The organism is Weizmannia acidilactici (genome assembly GCF_008974185.1).
Taxonomy (GTDB): Bacteria; Bacillota; Bacilli; order Bacillales; family Bacillaceae_C; genus Weizmannia; species Weizmannia acidilactici.
In genome coordinates, this window is the sequence record NZ_BKZP01000007.1 from 1 (window position 1) to 17,463 (window position 17,463).

Here is a 17,463-nt window from a genome sequence, read left to right on the forward strand (position 1 = left end):
GAGGTTTGCCGCTCGCTTCCTTCAGATCCCGCATCACTACGGACACCCTTGCGTTAGGCTATCGCTACTACTGCCTTCGCGATTCGGGACTTTCACCCTATAGAGTGCAGCCATGCCAGGTGCACCCAAATAGAAAAAGCGGACCAGAACCGGCCCGCTTTTTCCTATCCATCATCATTTAATTATCGGGAAAATCCGCCTAATTGTTGTTCAGCCATCGAAACAAGGCGTTTTGTAATTTCGCCGCCTACAGACCCGTTCGCGCGGGAAGTCGTATCAGCGCCAAGGTTCACGCCAAATTCTTGTGCAATTTCGTATTTCATTTGTTCCAGTGCCTGTTCAGCACCGCTTACAAGCAATTGGTTGCTGTTGTTGCTTTGTGCCATGTGTCTCACCTCCTTGTGAGTATAGAATGTGCACAAACACATAGCAACATGCTGTAATGATATTGGCGGTGCTACCAGTTAATGGATTTTACAGCAGATCCGATAAGTCTTCTTCCTGCTTTTTTTGGTTTGGCGTGATAAAGACGGTTTCAGTATGCTGCACTGCTTCCTCAATCAGTGTTTCCATATCAAGCCGGCTTTCATAGAGCCGCGAAAGCTCCACCTTCGGCCGTGTTTTCGGCGCAGGCGGCGTAAAAATGGTGCAGCAGTCTTCATACGGAAGGCTTGAGATCTCGTACGTATCAATTTTTTGCGCCATCTCAATGATTTCCAGTTTATCCATTGAAATGAGCGGACGTAAAACCGGCGTCGTGGTCACGTCATTAATCGCCACCATGCTGTCCAACGTCTGGCTGGCCACCTGCCCGAGGCTTTCGCCGGTCACAATAGCAAGCCCGTTGTGGATCTTGCGCAGCCGGTCCGTAATTTCCAGCATCACCCTTCTCTGTACTGTCATGGAATAGCCTTCCGGAACGCCTTTATGGATTGTTTCCTGGATTTTTGTAAACGGAACGATGTGCACTTTGATCGATCCGCTGTATGCTGAAATTTTTTCCGCCAAATCCAGCGCTTTTTGCTTTGCCCGCGGGCTTGTGAACGGCGGGCTGTGAAAGTGGACGGCTTCCACCTTCACGCCGCGTTTCATCGCCAAATAGCCGGCAACAGGGCTGTCGATGCCACCGGAAAGCATCAGCATCGCTTTTCCGGATGAACCGACCGGAAGCCCGCCGGCGCCTTTAATCACTTCGGTCGACAAATAGACGCCGTTTTTGCGGACATCCACGAGCAGTTCGATATCCGGATGTTTAACATCGACCCGGATGCCGCCGATATTTTTCAAGATATAGCCTCCGACCAAATGGTTTAAATCATTTGAATCGTATTCGAAAGTTTTGTCGCCGCGGCGTGCCGATACTTTAAACGTTTTTCCTTCCCGAAAGCTATTTTTGACCAGTTCAAGACCTGCCTGCTGGATACTTTCAAGCCGTTTATCGGCCCGGACAGCAGGACTGAACGACTGGATCCCGAAAATCGATTTTAACGTTTCGATCACCTGTTCTCCGTTTGCCCCGTTCAACAGCACGTACATCCGGTCGTACAGCGCCTGGACCTGAATGCCTTTATAAGGCTTCAGCGCTTTTTTGATGTTGTCTTTTAAATGCCTGATGAAAAACTGGCGGTTATGCCCTTTTGTCGAGAGCTCGCCGTAACGAATCAAAATTTGGTCGTAATTCATTGATTTCTCCCCAACACTTGTTGTAGATTTTGGATCGTTTGTTGCAAAATGCGTATAAAATTTTCCGCTTCTTCCATTGTGTTTTCATAGGAAAGGCTGATGCGCGCCGCCCCCTCGGCTTCAGCTTTGGAAACACCCATCGCCAGGAGCGTGCGGCTCAGTTCCCGCGTTTTTGAAGAGCAGGCACTTGTTGTCGAAATAAAAATTCCTTGCTGCTCAAGCGCGTGCACCAACACCTCACCGCGGATACCGCCGGCCGAAAAATTAATGATATGCGGTGCCGACACTTCCGGGTCCGTATGCACGGTAACGCCCGGTATCGCTGCTAACTTTTCGATCAGGTAATCGCGGATTTGGGACGTTTTTTCTGCTGCCCCGTTTTCGAACTTTTCATGGATCAGCCGGAGCGCTTTTGCGGCTGCAACAATCCCACCCGTATTTTCGGTGCCGCTGCGCAGCTGGCTTTCTTGGTGCCCGCCGGTTAAAAGCGGTGAAATTCTGATATTTGCACGCTTATATAAAACGCCTGTCCCTTTTAAGCCATGGAATTTATGCGCAGAAATCGTACAAAGATCGATGCCAGCTTCATGCAAGGAAAGCGGGACTTTTCCGCACCCCTGAACATGGTCGACATGGAATAAAATTTTTGGATAGTTTTTCAGGAGGCGTCCGATTTCCTCAACCGGCTGGACCGCCCCGACTTCATTATTCACATGCATGACGGACACCAAAATCGTTTCGTCCGTGATCGCCGCTTTTAAATCATCTATTCGGATTCTACCCCTGCTATCCACAGGCAGATAAGTAATGCGAAAGCCCAGCTTTTCCAGCTGGCGGCAAGTTTCAAAAACGGAAGCATGCTCGACAGCCGTTGTAATGATATGCCTGCCCCTTGCACGGTACTCAAGGGCGGTTCCTTTAATCGCCAAATTGTTCCCTTCCGTGCCGCCGGAAGTAAAAACAATTTCGTTTTGGTTTACACCGAGAATGTTTGCAATTTGCTGTCTCGCCTGTGTGACGAGCTTCTCTGCCTGCGCGCCGAGGCTGTGCAGGGAAGAGGGATTCGCATAATAGTTTACCGAAGTTTTCACAAAAGTATCCAAAACTTCAGGGTAAGGCTTCGTGGTTGCACTGTTATCGAAATAAATCATTTGAACACCTTCGATCGGCATAAAGTTGTATCCAAATCTACATCATACCATAGATGCGAATGTTGGAAAAGCGGTAAAAAGCAAACGGAAAAGGCGGGTATCTCCGCCTTTTCCGTTTGCCTGCATGCCCGTTACAACGTTTCTTCCGTTTCAAGCATTTTTTCAATTTTTTTTAAGGCACCGGGCTCGACAGATTCCACTGTTGTGGCGGCTTCTTCCAGCGCAGCCTGGTAATTGTAGCTCCGGAAAGCATCTTCGGCGCGCTGCAACCCGTCCGCCACTTTTTTATATTTTGCGCGGTACCGGTTGCCGTATTGAATCACTTTTTCAGCCAATACAACATTTTCCAGCAGTTCTTTCGTACTTTTCTCAAGCCCGCTGACCGTGCTTTCCGCTTCAGCCAGATGACGGTTCACCGTTTCCATATTCAGCGGTTTTGCATCCAAGCTTTCCGCCGTCTCCCGGATGGCTTTGCGCGCTGCTTCAAACTGCTCCCGGTACGATTCCGGCAGCCCCGGGACATTGCTTCTGCCAACCTGGCGGCGCATCTCCTGGATTTGCCGCCTTAATGCGGCAATTTTCCCGCGCGCCTCCATTTCATCTTTTCGCAGGCTTTGCAGATACTCCGTAAATGTCTCCTGGTCATCCTGCAGTTTTTCAATCTGCCCTTCAATTTCTTTTAACTGTTCGCTTAAAACCGAATAAATCGACTGGTTTTCGGGAATTTTAGCCTCAAGGACTGCAAAACGCTTTGCCAGTTTTTCAATTTGTTTTTCCAGCTCATCCGGGACCGCCATGTTTTCCTGCTGAAGCTGATACGTCTGCCGGATGGATTCCGTTTCATGCTTCAGACGGCTGTTTTCCCCCTGAATTTCATCGAGCTGTTCTTTCACTTTCCGGTAATTCAGCAGCACATAGTTTTTCGCATAAGCTTCTTTTTCCAAAATATCATAAATCGTATCGATTCTTTCCTTTAATGACTGAATTCCCTCTTCCACACCGCCGGTATCCGCCATTTCCAGTTTCTGGTGGTATGACGCAAGCTTTTCTTTTATATCCTTCATTTCTTCATCAAACTGTAGATGATCCAGCACAAAACCTTGGGCAGCCATTTCTTTATAGCCCTCTGTTAATTCCGCAAGCTGCATCGGTAAAAGCGATCCCGTTTCCGCCAATAAATCCGGGATCTTCCTAGTATCCTCCTGAAGTTTTTTCACTTCGGCCTTTAGTTCATCTGCTAATTTTTTTGCTTCAAGATAATTGCCCGCTTCCGTCAGCTCCCCGTACCGGTCAAACTTCGCTGCCAGAGCATCCGTCTTCAAATCCAGATTTTTAATGGCTTTTCCGTATGTGTGGCGGTGGGTCAAAAGCTGCTTCTTAATTTCTTTAAAAACCTTCCCGGTCTCTTCCATTTCCTGCCGGCTTTGTTTTTCGGCATCGATCAGTTCATGGAGTTCCACAAGTATGTTTTTTATTTTTAATTCGGCATCATTGAGAAATGCTTCCGTTTCAGCCTGCACTTCTTTTGCCCTTTTGAACCGGTATTTGTCGGTGTGCTCTTCGATTTCGAAAAGCTTTTCTTCCACCGCGGGCAGCTCGTCATTTAATAGGTCTTCCCAGTTTTTGCGCCAGCGCTCAAACAATTCTTCCGTCTCCCCGGTCATGTTGAGCTGCTTCACTTTTCCCAATTCTTCGATGACAGGCCGGTTCATAATATCAATTTTCCAAGCTTCTAGCCTGTCAATCTCCTTGTAAAACTGCCTTCTGATGATAAATCCGTATATCAATAAGATTAAAAGCAATACAATCGCGCCAATGATGCCGTACATCATAAACTTAAAAGCCTCCCGTCCATCCACAAATCAAATCTATATCAACCGCTCATTATGTAAAATTTCTTCCGGGCTTTTTCCGCCCGGATTTTCCCGTATGGTATTTGTATTCTATGATACCATGTAACGACAATATTTGACTATGGAATTCGAGATTTTTCGCATCAATTTGGTTTGTTCTTCCTTCAATGTACAAAAAAATCCTTAAATAAACCGGCTCTGTTTAATAGATTGCTGGCTGCCGCGAAATTCCATACCACAGTATGCGGCGGCCAACAATCAATGAAACAGAGCCGGCCCGTTAAAAAGCGGTTTTTAATAAAGGTTATGTTAGTGATCAATATGGATGATCGCGAAATCCGCTTCGCATATGGCGCGTCGCGGCCTCCCCTCCCGATACCACAGCACGAGGGCCTCTTCTTGCCCGCTTATACTGCAGATGTCTCAGAAATGAACGATAATCAACAACAACAATTAACAGAGCCTTAATAATAATGATTCCGGCTGCCCCTCGCCGTTTTGCTTCAAGCTGCCTAGCCATTCCGTAATGGCACGGCTGTACTGCTCGGTGAAATAAGGTTCTTCCGGCTGCATGCCCCATACTTCGCGAATATATTGGCTGTTTAAATAAGGCATCGCAATCATGCTTCTGAGCTGAATCACCATAAAATTCAGTTTGTTTCCCTGCATCCCCAGGCCAAACCAGGCTTTGGCAAGCTTTTTCAACAAATAGCGCTCTTTCATCAAGTACGTGGAAGTGATCTCGCGGACAATCTGCGAATCGATCGTTACTTCCCTCCACACAAATCTTGAAAGCAGATGGTTTTCACTTTGGAAATAAAGCATGCGGCGGATTGCCCGAATCAGTCCTTCCCCGGGAAGGTTTTGGGCATCCTGCACCACCTCCTCAAGGCATGCAATATATGGTTCAAAAAAGCGGATAAAACACGCTTCCAGCAGGCCCTGCTTTCCGTTATAATAATAAGAGATATTGGCAGAATTGACTTTCGCGGCGGAGGCGATTGCCCTGATGGTTGTCCCCCGGTAACCGTACGTATGGAATAAAGAAATGGCTGTATTTAATATTTTTTCTTTTGCTGCCGCACCATTACCGTCCATGTGCTTCATCCTTTCTTCCTATGTTCATGCTTGCCGATTTTGCCCTTGTGTGATAAAAATATTCTATTCATAAGAATTCAATGTTTTGGGCCGGTTTCCTTTAAGAACTTCTCGACAAATTCTTATCCCGTGCCCCGTTTCTTGTTGAAAAATTTGTTGACGTGAGGATGATGGCCATGTTTCATGCAGATACATATCGAGGAACGAAAAAAGAAAATTACCAGCTTGTCGTAAAACAGCTTGAGGCGCTGACGGATGGCGAACCAAACCGAATTGCCAATTTAAGTAATGCTTCCGCGCTTTTAAACCACTCTCTGGACCGGATCAACTGGGTCGGATTTTATTTGGCGGACGGAAAAGAATTGGTGCTTGGCCCCTTCCAAGGCTTGCCGGCTTGCGTGCGGATTCCATATGGGAAGGGTGTGTGCGGCACGGCATGGAAAGAAAACAAGATCTTGCGCGTCGCCGATGTCAACCAATTTCCAGGGCACATTGCCTGTGACGCCGCTTCGCAGTCGGAAATCGTTGTCCCGCTTGTAAAAAGCGGTAAAGTGGTCGGCGTTTTGGATATTGACAGCCCCGAAAAGAACCGTTTTGACGAGGAAGACGAAGCAGGCTTAACCGCGTTTGCCGCCGCGCTTGTGAAAGTTTTGTAAAATGGCGTATGCCCAAAACCCCTTGCCGGAATTGCCGGGCAAGGGGTTTTACTCATTTGCTTTGATTTGCGTATTGCTGATCACAACCTGGTTTTTCCCTAAATTTTTGGCATGGTATAAACCGGCATCCGCCCTGTTAAAAAGGGATTCAGCCGTTTCGTTCATTTCTTTGTTCCAGTACGAAACACCGCAAGAAACGGTGATCGGCGGGTTTGTATTTTTCTCCACAGCTGTAAGTAATCTTTTTGCGACCTGTTCGCCCGTTTCAAGCGGCACACCGGGGAGGTAAATGGCCAATTCCTCTCCTCCCCACCTTGCGCCGACATCTGTTGAACGGATATTTTCTTTAATCAAACGGGCAACTTGAACCAAAATTTCATCCCCCACCTGGTGACCATATGTATCATTCACTTTTTTAAAATCGTCAATGTCCAACAAAATCAATGTACCCTGCTCATCTTCTCTAATTGATTCCTCCATCCTGCTGTTCAAATAATTTTTGGCAAACAGTTGTGTAAGTTGATCCGTGATTACCATCTTTTCCAGCCGCTCACGGAGCATCGAATTCGTTAAAGCCATGCCCGACTGGTAAATCAAAGATTGAAAGAGTTTGAACATATCAAAAGAAAAATGGTACGGTTCCTCGTGGAGGACGATGCAGAATCCTTTTAATGCATCTTCCTGGATCAACGGGACGGCCATCAGCGAAGCAAAACGGTACCCTCTTTCGGGATAGCGCCGGTTTAAATTGCTGATAAACAATGATTCCTTATTGTTGTCGGAAAAGGATTGGTTGACAAAGTCAATATAACGGATGCCCTCATTTTGTTCGAAGACAGGGCTGCTGCCCTCAAGCAGGTGGTACTTCCCGTCCTGGATCATGATAAAGCCGATTTCTTTCGCATCAAACGAGCAGGAGATTTGCGACATTAAAAAATCAACCGTTTCTTTTACATTCGTGCTTTTATTTAACTGCTGAGAAACCGAATTGATGAGACGGAGTTCTTCAATGGACTGCATCGACTGCTGGTACAACTTGGCATTTTCGAGTGCACTGCCCGCCGTATTCGCCAACAGGCTGATAAATTCGACATCGCTGCGGTTAAATTCATAGTTGGCAAACGCGATGACTTGCAAAACGCCATATACCCCCTGCCTCCCTCGAAGCGGGGCATACAGCAGCGTCTGGTTCGTACGCCACAAAGTTGCAATCTGGATCTGGCCGTTCACATACGAATCAAGCGCCATATCGTCGATTGCATCGTACTGGAGCGATTTGATCGGCAAATCCACATTATGATGATCATCATCAGACAGCATTAAGGAATATTCAAAAACCGGGTACACCCTTTGGAGCGTATAAATGATTTCTGCTAGGATAGTGTCTGTATCCATGGAAGAGTGGAATTTCTCGGTCACTTGAAATAATTCAATATAACGTTTCCGGTCGCTTTCCACAACAGATAACTCATATTTCAACTTCAAAAATTTCCGGCTCTCCCGGACGAATGCCTGCAGATCCGCGTTTGACAGCGTTTCTAAAATCTTCTTTGGAATAGAAAGAAAAAGGCAGCCGTCCTCCATCTCTTTATCCGGAATGGAAAAGGCAATATTAAACTGTGAAAAGTAAGGATCTTTTTGCAATTCCCTGCTAAAGACGATCGGGGATTTCCCTGTCAAAGCTTTTATTTTCCCAGATGGCAGGCTTGTTTTGACGGGTTGCTGGTAAGGGTTGTAAAAACCGCTGATTTTATAACATTTTGTATTTTCGGTGTCCTGTTTATAATATGCAATCTTTTCCGCGTTTAAACAGTCGGCCACAACCCCCACCCATTCATCCAAGCTGCTGCCCTCCTGCAAATTCATTAAATCCAATAAACGGGACTTGTAATATAGGATCAAATGACTGAAATTCTTTTCCATTACCTAATCACCTTGTTTCATGTAAAAACGAAAACAAACGCATCCACATATTGAAAATGAAGAAAATTAAAACAAAAAATCGCGTGGTGTACCGCGAAAAAGGAAAAAAGTCACTTAAATTAATACTATTATATTACAAAAGAACTATTAATGTACAGCATATCCAGCCGATATATTATATATACTCGGTCTAATGCAGGAAAAACGCGGCACACCGATTTCCTTGTTGACTTTTAGGGAATAAAAACATATAATCAACTTTGTGTAAAATAATGCAGCCTTAGTGGGCAGCTTTATGCCTGCATTTTGTTCCTTGGACGGGATGTCCCGCAAGGTGTATCGCGTAACCCTCTGCTGCTGGGGCGATGGTACATGAAAACAAAATGCGCATAAAGGAATGTCCATGATACCTGTTTTTATTTTACAACAAAATAAAAACAAAGGAGGAGTCTTTCATGGCTCGTTATACCGGCCCAAGCTGGAAATTATCCCGCCGTCTTGGCATTTCTTTAAGCGGTACTGGAAAAGAATTAGAAAAACGCCCTTATGCGCCAGGCCAACACGGCCCGAACCAGCGAAAAAAATTATCTGAATATGGCTTGCAATTGCAAGAAAAACAAAAGCTTCGCCATATGTACGGCGTAAATGAGCGCCAATTCCGCAATACTTTCGCAAAAGCCGGCAAAATGCAAGGTAAACACGGCGAAAACTTTATGATCCTTTTGGAGTCCCGTTTGGACAACCTTGTTTACCGCCTTGGTTTGGCACGCACACGCCGCCAGGCACGCCAGCTTGTGAACCACGGCCACATTCTCGTTGACGGCCGTCGCGTTGATATTCCGTCTTACCGTGTAACACCTGGCCAAACGATCGGCGTTCGCGAAAGATCCCGCAACTTGGATGTCATCAAAGAAGCAATCGAAACGACAACTTTTGTTCCGGATTACCTTTCTTTTGATGCAGACAAGCTGGAAGGGATCTACACCCGCCTGCCTGAACGCTCGGAACTTCCGGCTGAAATTAACGAATCGCTGATCGTTGAGTTTTATTCCCGTTAATTGGACGGCTGCGCAAAAAACCCCAAGCCATTATGGTTTTGGGGTTTTTGCATAGAGGGATTTTTTTATCCAAAAAATCTATATTACGAATATCGAGATTACGATAGCAGCGTTTTAATTGATAAATGAATATTTAAATTTGCCGATCAGTTTTTTCATAGGACACAATAGAAAAAAGGGGTGGCAGTAGAATGAGGGTATCAGGAATGATGGGAATCTTATTGGGCATTCAAGCATTGCTGCTCTATTTAAACCCGTTAAACCTTCCGATCCAGTCAGATACAAGGGTCATCATATGCTTAACGGTTGCAGCAAGTATTCTATATATCATCGCAGCTTCCGCTGATTTGCAACCGAAACGGGCCATCCACATTTTGGGAGGAGTCATCGCCGCGGCAGTCATCGCCCAAATCGTGCTGGACGCTTTCCAAAATTCGTTTTTTGCCTATACCTTTTTTATTTACGGCAGCCTTGTGTTTTTCAATAGTTTATTATTTTTGATCGCTTTTTCTATATTTTCCTAAATTTTCTGATCAAAAACACCGCTGTAATAAAATTGCACAACAAAATGTAAGGCAACAAAGAAGACGAATCCGAATCCAAAATCCGAATTTCGGCCGTCTTTTTTGTTTGCCCTTCAATATGGAAAGTATCATTGATATTAAAGCTCGTCAAACCCGTTCAAATCGCTTACTTTTGTGTACTGGCGCGATTTTTGTTCAAAAAAATCGGTTTTTGTGCCGTCAAAATTGTCAAGATAGGCGCGGATCCACTTCATCGGGTTCCGGACATTTTCCGGATAGATTTCACTTAAGCCGATCATGCGCAGCATTTTGTTTGCCCGATATTGTATAAAACCGGCCATTTCCTCCAAATCGATCCCCTCTACATCAGAAAGGACATACTGCGACCATTCCGTTTCCAGTTCGACCGACCGCTTGAATTGGGCATACACCCAATTTGCAAACCCCTCCGTATTCAATTCCGGATTTTCCGCCAATGCCGCGCGGATCAGTTCCGACACAAACCGGCCATGTTCCAGCTCGTCCCGATTGATGTAGCTGATCATCGTTGAGGTGCCGACCATTTTATTTTGGCGCGCCAAGTTATAAAAGAATGCAAAACCGGAGTAAAAGAACAACCCCTCCAACAAGGTCGAGTACACTAGCGTTTTCAGGATGTTTTCGACGGACGGCTCTTTTACAAACCGGTTATATTGCTCCATTAATGCCCGGTTCCGTTTCAGCAGCACGGGATTTGTCCTGCCGATCTCAAATGCATTGTTCTGTTTTTCCAATGAAACAACAGAAGATAAAATATAGGAATAGCTCTCATTATGGACCGCTTCTTGCTGGGCGATAACAGCCAGGATCGACTGCACGGACGGATCCGCGGCATAAAGCGACAGAAGCAGCATCGTCCTTGTCTGCGAGGAATCGAGCGTCGCCAGCAGGCTGATGATTTTCAGGAAAGTTTCCTGTTCCCACTTCGATAACTCCGGAAATTGTTTGATATCCGAGGACATATTGATTTCATCAGACTGCCAGTAATTTCCAAGCAGCCGTTTGTACATTTTATACCAGTGGGGATACGGGAGGTCATTCCAATTGAGTATCCCGCTTGATTTCCCGCCGAAAAGCGCGGTCGCTTTATTTGAATACATGGGCTCTAATGTCTTCACTTTTTCCTGCAAAAGCATCTTCCAGCACTCCTTCCAGCCATTTTTCAACTTTCTTCTCTTGGCTCCCTCTAGGGGATTGTTCAATTTTTAAAGGTTCCCAGCGGCTACCGTAAAATTTCGCGAGTTTAACGGCGGCAAGACAGAACAAGTCATCACCGCCGAACTGCGTGTCGCCTGTACCAAAAACAGCGACATTCTCCGGCTTATACCCGATTTCGAGGACAAAATCTTTCACTTCATCAGGTGTGCTCCCCATATCCCAAGTAAACGTCCCAATCAGGATGAGATCGTAATGTTCCGGGTTTACCGGAGGCGAAACACCGATCTGGTACATGTCCACCCGGATGCCGCGCGCTTTAAGCCCTGATTCGATGAGTTCCGCCGTTTCTTTTGTATTTCCGCTATATGACAAATAAGCGATTAAAACGTTCAGCTTTGACACCATTCGCACTCCTCTACATCATTTGAAGTGGATCGCACATAATAAGTCGTTTTCAGGCCTTCCTTCCAAGCCTGGAGGTGAAGATCAAGCAAAACCGCTGCCCGGATGTTATGCGGCACATAAAAATTGAACGAGATGCTTTGGTCGACATGCTTCTGCCGGGCTGCGTTCTGCCTGACGGACCAGCGCTGGTCGAGCACATAGGCGGATCGTCGATAAACCGCGTAAGTGCGGTAATTTAAATCCGGCGCGGTGACCGGCATTTTATAATCCTTTTTCTCCTCAAAGTAAAAAGGCTTGAAAACCGGATCAATGCTCGCGGTGGATCCTGCAATGATGGAGGTCGTCGCGTTCGGGGCAACCGCCATTAAATAACCATTGCGGATGCCGTATTGTTTCACATCTTTTTCAAGTGCCTTCCAACGTTCACTTGTATAGCCTTTTTCTGCAAAATAGGCACCTGTGCTCCATTTGCTGCCCGGAAAAACCGGATAGCAGCCTTTTTCTTTGCCCAGTTCCATGCTGCTTTTAATCGTAAGGTAGGCGATGTCTTCATACAGCTTGTCCGCGTACTGCACTGCTTCTTCCGATTCCCATTGGATATTTTCTAATGCCAATAAATGATGCCAGCCGAAAGTGCCAAGCCCGACCGCCCGGTACTTTTGATTGGTGATTTCAACCTGCCTGATTGGAAGGGTGTTGACATCAATGACATTATCAAGCATGCGCATCTGGATTGGGATGAGCCGTTCAAGCACCCCGTCCGGCACCGCTTTTCCCAAATTGATGGAACTTAAATTACAGACAACAAAATCACCCGACCGGTATTTTTTTACAATCATATTTTCTTTTTCCACATATTCTTCCAACCATACCGTCGGGGATTGGTTTTGGGCAATTTCCGTGCACAAATTGGAGCAGTAAATCATCCCCTGATGGCTGTTCGGATTTTTCCTGTTCACTTCATCACGGTAAAACATGAACGGCGCTCCCGTCTCCAGCTGCGATCTCATGATGCGTTTCATGATTTCAATCGCAGGGACTTTCTTTTTCGATTTGAGGTCCGCTTTAATGCACGCTTCATATTTTTCGCGCCACTTGCCGCTTCCTTTTGTTTCATCGTAAAAATCTTCAAGTGAGAACCCCATTGCTTCCCTGACTTCATGCGGGTCAAACAAGTACCAATCGCCCCTTTTTTCCACCTGTTCCATAAAATAATCCGGGATGCAAACACCGGTGTAGATGTCCCTTGCCCGCATCCGGTCATCACCGTTGTTTAATTTCAAATCCAAAAAATCTTCAATGTCAAGGTGCCAAACATCCAAATAGACTGTAACCGCCCCTTTCCGCGTCCCGAGCTGGTCAACGCTGACCGCCGTATTGTTTAACTGCTTGATCCACGGCACAACACCGCTTGACATGCCGCGGAAACCTTTGATGGCACTCCCCCGTGCGCGGATTTTCCCCATATATACGCCAATTCCGCCGCCGTTTTTTGAAAGTTGGGCAATATCCGTATTGCTGTCATAAATGGATTGCAGGCTGTCATCTACTGTATCAATAAAGCAACTCGACAGCTGGCTGTAAGTTTTCCCGGCATTGGCGAGTGTCGGAGTCGCAACGGTCATATACAAATGGCTGAGCGCCCAGTACGCTTCTTTCACATATGCCATCCGTTTTTCCGGCTTTTCATCCTGCATCAGGTACATGGCGATCACCATCCAGCGTTCCTGCGGGAGTTCATAAATGTTTTTTTCAAAATCCGCGGCAAGATACCGGGTGGCAAGTGTATAAATTCCGGGATACGTAAACAGATAATCCCTTTCCGGCCGGATCCATCCGCCAATTTCTTCGATTTCCTTCCTGCTGTATTTGGCGAGCAGATGTGGCGAATAAATGCCTTTTTTCGTCAGTTGTTCAATCAGTTCATAAAAGGGACCGTAACGCTGCTGCGGATCGTAATGCCGGTTTGCAGCCGCCTTCATGTAAAGCAGTTGCAGGTAAATCCTGGCCGCAAGGAACGACCAGTCCGCACCGGCTTCATCTACATTTTCGAGCGCGTATTTGATAAGCAAATCGGTTTTTTCTTCAAGCCGGGCATCCTGATACCAGGCATTTGCAACCTTTTCTTTATACTTTTCGGTTTGAAGATCAAGTCCGGCCGAAATTTCATCCATCCATTTCAAAACGCCCGCTGCTTGAGTTGAACATAAGTTTTCCATGTTTTTCCTCCTTTTTTGAACCATAAAAAAACCGTCCACCCCGGGGATGAACGGCGAAACCGACAGAAAAACTGCAATATGTATCCATGTTTTCCAATCGTTTCACCTTCCCACACCCCGGAGAATGGAAACTTCAAGCTATGGCAGGTCTCCTGGCTTGTGTATCATCCTACTAAAGCCCTTCCCATACCGCCGCCATGAAGCAGGGGGTACAGTGGATTTGCTCGTTCGTCCACACTTACAGTTGCGGGGGCAGCTCCAGCTTTCAACTGGATTCCCTTTTAAGGCATTGCAAAAAATGCCACCATCGCCTGATATACCATATTTAGTGTTTTAATAGCATTAATAATACTACATATTGTTAGGTTATCATAGCAAGGAAATTTTTTCAAGAAAAAAATAAATAGAGCCCGCTTTTCACCACAAAAGCAGGCTATAAGGGAGTCTTCTTGAATGGCATTAATAATTGATTTTTATATAAGTATGTTCCCATTCTTCAAATGGAAGCGTGCGGTCCGGGATGTCAACTCGGTTAAAGCGGATCGCGCGGGCACCGTGGTCTTTTGTAATTTCTTCATAAATAAAAGCATCATCAAATCCCGCATTTGCCGCATCCTTTTGATCGGCGGCAAAATAAACTTCTTTCGGCCTCGCCCAGTAGATTGCGCCCAAACACATCGGGCACGGCTCGCAGCTTGAATAAAGGATACAATCGGCAAGCTGGAAAGTTCCAAGATTTTGGCAAGCATCCCGTATCGCCTGAACTTCCGCGTGGGCAGTCGGATCATTGTTTTTCGTAACGCTGTTTTTTCCGATCCCTACAATTTCACCGTTTCCATTTACAACAATGGCGGCAAACGGCCCGCCCCCATTTTCGATATTTTCCCTTGCCATTTCAATCGTTACCTTTAAAAAATACGCATGATTCATTCGCATCCCCCCTTTTTGTTGATTATAACAATAGATCTTCCAATTTTTGAAAAGATCTGTTCACAATTCTGACAATAAAAATTCGGGTTGCCGAAAGCGGGGCAAAACAAAAAGGCGTGATAGATGCCCACGCCCTAAACAAACCGCCTTATTTTTTCTTTCCGCTTTTCCGCCACAGCAGCAGCAATGAAACAGCCAGTGCGCCGGTAAGGAGCGGCTCTTTTTTCAGTTTGTGATCTTTTGTATAAAAAACGTCTTTCACGATGAGATTGATATTTTGCGGGCGTTCGGCCAGACGCCGCATATAATAGCCGAACCAATCGTTCCCGAACGGCATATAAGTGGTGAAGTGGTATTTTTCCGCCAATTCGTACTGCATCTCCTGGCGGAAACCGTACAGCATCTGAAATTCAAATTTTTCATGGGAAATGTTGTTTTCCCTGATAAAATCCTCCAACGCACGTATGATGTTGTGGTCGTGGGTGGCAATTGATGTGTACGCATCGCCGAGCAGCCGTTTTTTTGCTAGTTTTAAATAATTCCTGTCGATTTCAGCCTTCGTTTGGAAAGCAACCGCTTCGCTTTCTTTATAAGCCCCCTTCACAATGCGGAGCCGGATATCCTTCAGCTCATCCATCACATCTTCGGCACAGCGCAAATACGCTTGAATCACCGTTCCGACATTGCCGTAATTTTGGAGCAGGATTTTTAACACATCAATCGTGGCCTGAAAATGGGCATAATCTTCCATGTCAACATTGATAAAAATGCCGTAGTGCTCTGCCCGCGCTAAAATTTCTAACATATTTTGAATGCAAAATTCACGGCTGATATCAAGCCCGAGCTGGGTCAATTTCACCGATACATGGCAATCCAGTTTCTCTTCGCGGATTTTGTCCAGCATATTCAATATCTGCCGTTTTGCGGATTCTGCTTCCGTTTTTTCGGACACAAATTCCCCGAGATTGTCGACGGTGCAGCTGATTCCGCGGGCATTCATCTCCTTGATCGTGCGCGTGACGCTGCCGATATCCGTGCCTGCCACAAATTTTTCGGCCCCGAAGCGGAACCCCCATTTTTGCGCGCTTTTATTTAAAAATTTGCTGTTTGAGAGGCAGATGAAAAAATCCCTCGTCCAGTTCACCACCAGCTTCCCTCCTTTCTATGGATCCGCCCCAAAGGATTAAAACATTTCCGATACAGATTTGGCTTCCATAAACAGCTTCAAATAATCCGGGCCGCCTGATTTTGAATCGGTTCCGGACATTTTGAACCCGCCGAACGGCTGATACCCGACAACGGCCGCCGTGCACCCGCGGTTAAAATACAAGTTCCCGACATGGAATTCGTAACGAGCGCGCTCCAAATGCTCCCTGTTTTTCGAAATGACAGCGCCTGTCAATCCGTATTCCGTGTTATTGGCAATGTCCAGAAGCTCGTCAAAATCCTTCCCTTTTGTAAAGGCAACAACCGGCCCGAAAATTTCTTCCTGCATGATGCGCGCTTTCGGGTCCACATCTTTAAAGATCGTTGGATGGATAAAGAAGCCTTTTGAATCGTCAGCTTCCCCGCCGAGGACAAGCTTACCTTCTTTTTTGCCGATCTCTATATAACTTGTAATCTTGTCATACTGCTTTTGGTTAATCACCGCTCCCATGTAAACATTTTTTTCGGACGGGTCGCCGATCGTTAACTCCTGCGCAAGCGCAATGGTTTTTTCCAGCACTTCATCATATACATCTTCATGGACAGCAACCCGCGAGCAGGCGGAACATTTCTGCCCGGAAAACCCGAATGCCGAATGCACAATTGCATCGGCCGCAAGATCGAGATCAGCTTCCTTATCAACAATAATTGTATCTTTTCCGCCCATTTCGGCCACAACCTGTTTCAAGAACTGCTGGCCTTTCTGCACTTTCGCGGCCCGTTCATAAATACGCAAGCCCGTCGCCTTGGAACCGGTAAAGTTAATCCAGCGCGTCTCTTTATGGTCGACGAGATAATCGCCAATTTCCGCCGGATCCCCTGGCACAAACTGGAGAACGCCTTTCGGGAGCCCTGCTTCTTCAAGAATTTCGACGAGTTTATAGGCAATGACCGGCGTGTTTTCAGACGGCTTTAACAGCACCGGATTCCCTGCCACAATCGGTGCGACTGTGGTGCCGCAAACAATCGCAAAAGCGAAGTTCCACGGCGGGATCGTCACGCCCGGCCCGATCGGCTGGTAAAAATATGTATTATGTTCATTTTCCCGCTGCTCCATTTTCTGCCCTTTCGCAAGCTTGAGCATCTCGCGGCCGTAGTATTCCAGGAAGTCGATCCCTTCCGCCGTATCGCCGTCCGCCTGGCTCCAAGGCTTGCCGGCATCAAAGACAAGCCATGCCGACAGCTCGTGCTTGCGGCGGCGCGCAATCGCGGCAGCTTTAAACAGCACATTCGCCCGCGCTTCCGGGGACATTTTCCGCCATGTTTGAAACGCTTCATTTGCTCCTTCAAAAGCCATTTCGATATGTTTTTTAGCCGCTTTCGATACTTTTCCGACAACCTGCTCTTTATTTGCGGGATTGACAGATATAAGTTGTTCGTCTGTATAAATCCGCTCGCCATTGATCACGAGCGGGTACTCCCTTCCGAGTTCAGCACGCACTTTTCCGAGTGCCGCTTCAAAAGCCGCGGCATTTTCCGGCTGGTTAAAATCTGTTAACGGTTCGTGTTTAAAAAGTAAAACCAAAGGAAAAACCTCCTTCTCTTCAAGCATTCTGCACA

General features: G+C 46.4%; 15 protein-coding genes and 1 riboswitch. Of the genes, 3 read left to right on the forward strand and 12 right to left on the reverse strand.

Features of this window, described 5'->3' with window-relative positions; translation table 11 throughout:
• Positions 1-182: 182 nt before the first annotated feature.
• The 5 genes from BpJC4_RS04360 to refZ all read right to left on the reverse strand — a co-directional run bounded on the left by BpJC4_RS04360 (position 183) and on the right by refZ (position 5,785).
• Positions 183-386 (reverse strand): alpha/beta-type small acid-soluble spore protein, encoded by a 204-nt coding sequence (locus BpJC4_RS04360; protein WP_151679360.1) that lies wholly within the window; start codon positions 384-386, stop codon positions 183-185.
• Positions 387-474: 88 nt separating this feature from the next.
• Complete coding sequence (gene thiI / locus BpJC4_RS04365) at positions 475-1,683, reverse strand: tRNA uracil 4-sulfurtransferase ThiI (protein ID WP_151679361.1); 1,209 nt, start codon at positions 1,681-1,683, stop codon at positions 475-477.
• On the reverse strand, positions 1,680-2,834 hold the full coding sequence (locus tag BpJC4_RS04370; RefSeq protein WP_151679362.1) for a cysteine desulfurase family protein: 1,155 nt from the start codon (positions 2,832-2,834) through the stop codon (positions 1,680-1,682). The genes thiI and BpJC4_RS04370 overlap by 4 nt, the downstream gene beginning before the upstream one ends.
• Before the next feature lie 131 nt (positions 2,835-2,965).
• Positions 2,966-4,666, reverse strand: coding sequence for a septation ring formation regulator EzrA (ezrA, locus tag BpJC4_RS04375; RefSeq protein WP_151679363.1), 1,701 nt, complete (start codon positions 4,664-4,666; stop codon positions 2,966-2,968).
• A gap of 474 nt (positions 4,667-5,140) precedes the next feature.
• A complete protein-coding gene (gene refZ, locus BpJC4_RS04380; protein WP_151679364.1) occupies positions 5,141-5,785 on the reverse strand; it encodes a forespore capture DNA-binding protein RefZ in 645 nt (214 codons plus the stop codon).
• 176 nt (positions 5,786-5,961) lie between these two features.
• On the opposite strand from refZ, the gene msrC reads away from it, so the two are divergent.
• Complete coding sequence (msrC, locus tag BpJC4_RS04385) at positions 5,962-6,441, forward strand: free L-methionine (R)-S-oxide reductase MsrC (protein WP_151679365.1); 480 nt, start codon at positions 5,962-5,964, stop codon at positions 6,439-6,441.
• A 48-nt stretch (positions 6,442-6,489) separates the two neighbouring features.
• Here msrC and BpJC4_RS04390 read toward each other — a convergent pair whose 3' ends face one another.
• Complete coding sequence (locus BpJC4_RS04390; RefSeq protein ID WP_151679366.1) at positions 6,490-8,364, reverse strand: sensor domain-containing diguanylate cyclase; 1,875 nt, start codon at positions 8,362-8,364, stop codon at positions 6,490-6,492.
• Between the two features lie 455 nt (positions 8,365-8,819).
• Between BpJC4_RS04390 and rpsD the strand changes: the two genes are divergently transcribed.
• Together rpsD and BpJC4_RS04400 are read left to right on the forward strand one after the other, a co-directional pair.
• Positions 8,820-9,422 carry a 30S ribosomal protein S4 gene (gene rpsD, locus BpJC4_RS04395; protein ID WP_151679367.1) on the forward strand — a complete coding sequence of 201 codons (603 nt, stop codon included), beginning with the start codon at positions 8,820-8,822 and terminating at the stop codon, positions 9,420-9,422.
• A gap of 191 nt (positions 9,423-9,613) precedes the next feature.
• Positions 9,614-9,946 (forward strand): hypothetical protein, encoded by a 333-nt coding sequence (locus tag BpJC4_RS04400; RefSeq protein ID WP_151697577.1) that lies wholly within the window; start codon positions 9,614-9,616, stop codon positions 9,944-9,946.
• A gap of 137 nt (positions 9,947-10,083) precedes the next feature.
• Here BpJC4_RS04400 and BpJC4_RS04405 read toward each other — a convergent pair whose 3' ends face one another.
• From BpJC4_RS04405 to pruA, 6 genes are all read right to left on the reverse strand, one after another.
• Positions 10,084-11,121: a ribonucleotide-diphosphate reductase subunit beta gene (locus BpJC4_RS04405; protein ID WP_151679369.1), complete on the reverse strand. Its 1,038-nt coding sequence runs from the start codon at positions 11,119-11,121 to the stop codon at positions 10,084-10,086.
• Positions 11,072-11,548 carry a flavodoxin gene (locus BpJC4_RS04410; protein WP_151679370.1) on the reverse strand — a complete coding sequence of 159 codons (477 nt, stop codon included), beginning with the start codon at positions 11,546-11,548 and terminating at the stop codon, positions 11,072-11,074. The genes BpJC4_RS04405 and BpJC4_RS04410 overlap by 50 nt, the downstream gene beginning before the upstream one ends.
• Positions 11,533-13,767 carry a ribonucleoside-diphosphate reductase subunit alpha gene (locus BpJC4_RS04415; RefSeq protein ID WP_151697578.1) on the reverse strand — a complete coding sequence of 745 codons (2,235 nt, stop codon included), beginning with the start codon at positions 13,765-13,767 and terminating at the stop codon, positions 11,533-11,535. The genes BpJC4_RS04410 and BpJC4_RS04415 overlap by 16 nt, the downstream gene beginning before the upstream one ends.
• 125 nt (positions 13,768-13,892) lie before the next feature.
• A riboswitch (cobalamin riboswitch) is annotated at positions 13,893-14,091 on the reverse strand.
• 135 nt (positions 14,092-14,226) lie between these two features.
• Complete coding sequence (locus BpJC4_RS04420) at positions 14,227-14,697, reverse strand: nucleoside deaminase (protein ID WP_151679372.1); 471 nt, start codon at positions 14,695-14,697, stop codon at positions 14,227-14,229.
• Positions 14,698-14,845: 148 nt separating this feature from the next.
• On the reverse strand, positions 14,846-15,844 hold the full coding sequence (locus BpJC4_RS04425) for a proline dehydrogenase family protein (RefSeq protein WP_151679373.1): 999 nt from the start codon (positions 15,842-15,844) through the stop codon (positions 14,846-14,848).
• Between the two features lie 36 nt (positions 15,845-15,880).
• On the reverse strand, positions 15,881-17,428 hold the full coding sequence (gene pruA, locus BpJC4_RS04430) for an L-glutamate gamma-semialdehyde dehydrogenase (RefSeq protein ID WP_151679374.1): 1,548 nt from the start codon (positions 17,426-17,428) through the stop codon (positions 15,881-15,883).
• Between the last annotated feature and the right edge of the window lie 35 nt (positions 17,429-17,463).

Coding starts and splice junctions, on each gene's coding strand:
- BpJC4_RS04360 (WP_151679360.1), bottom strand. CDS start 386: ATGGCACAAAGCAACAACAGCAACCAATTGCTTGTAAGCGGTGCTGAA.
- thiI (WP_151679361.1), bottom strand. CDS start 1,683: ATGAATTACGACCAAATTTTGATTCGTTACGGCGAGCTCTCGACAAAA.
- BpJC4_RS04370 (WP_151679362.1), bottom strand. CDS start 2,834: ATGATTTATTTCGATAACAGTGCAACCACGAAGCCTTACCCTGAAGTT.
- ezrA (WP_151679363.1), bottom strand. CDS start 4,666: ATGATGTACGGCATCATTGGCGCGATTGTATTGCTTTTAATCTTATTG.
- refZ (WP_151679364.1), bottom strand. CDS start 5,785: ATGGACGGTAATGGTGCGGCAGCAAAAGAAAAAATATTAAATACAGCC.
- msrC (WP_151679365.1), top strand. CDS start 5,962: ATGTTTCATGCAGATACATATCGAGGAACGAAAAAAGAAAATTACCAG.
- BpJC4_RS04390 (WP_151679366.1), bottom strand. CDS start 8,364: ATGGAAAAGAATTTCAGTCATTTGATCCTATATTACAAGTCCCGTTTA.
- rpsD (WP_151679367.1), top strand. CDS start 8,820: ATGGCTCGTTATACCGGCCCAAGCTGGAAATTATCCCGCCGTCTTGGC.
- BpJC4_RS04400 (WP_151697577.1), top strand. CDS start 9,614: ATGAGGGTATCAGGAATGATGGGAATCTTATTGGGCATTCAAGCATTG.
- BpJC4_RS04405 (WP_151679369.1), bottom strand. CDS start 11,121: ATGCTTTTGCAGGAAAAAGTGAAGACATTAGAGCCCATGTATTCAAAT.
- BpJC4_RS04410 (WP_151679370.1), bottom strand. CDS start 11,548: ATGGTGTCAAAGCTGAACGTTTTAATCGCTTATTTGTCATATAGCGGA.
- BpJC4_RS04415 (WP_151697578.1), bottom strand. CDS start 13,767: ATGGAAAACTTATGTTCAACTCAAGCAGCGGGCGTTTTGAAATGGATG.
- BpJC4_RS04420 (WP_151679372.1), bottom strand. CDS start 14,697: ATGAATCATGCGTATTTTTTAAAGGTAACGATTGAAATGGCAAGGGAA.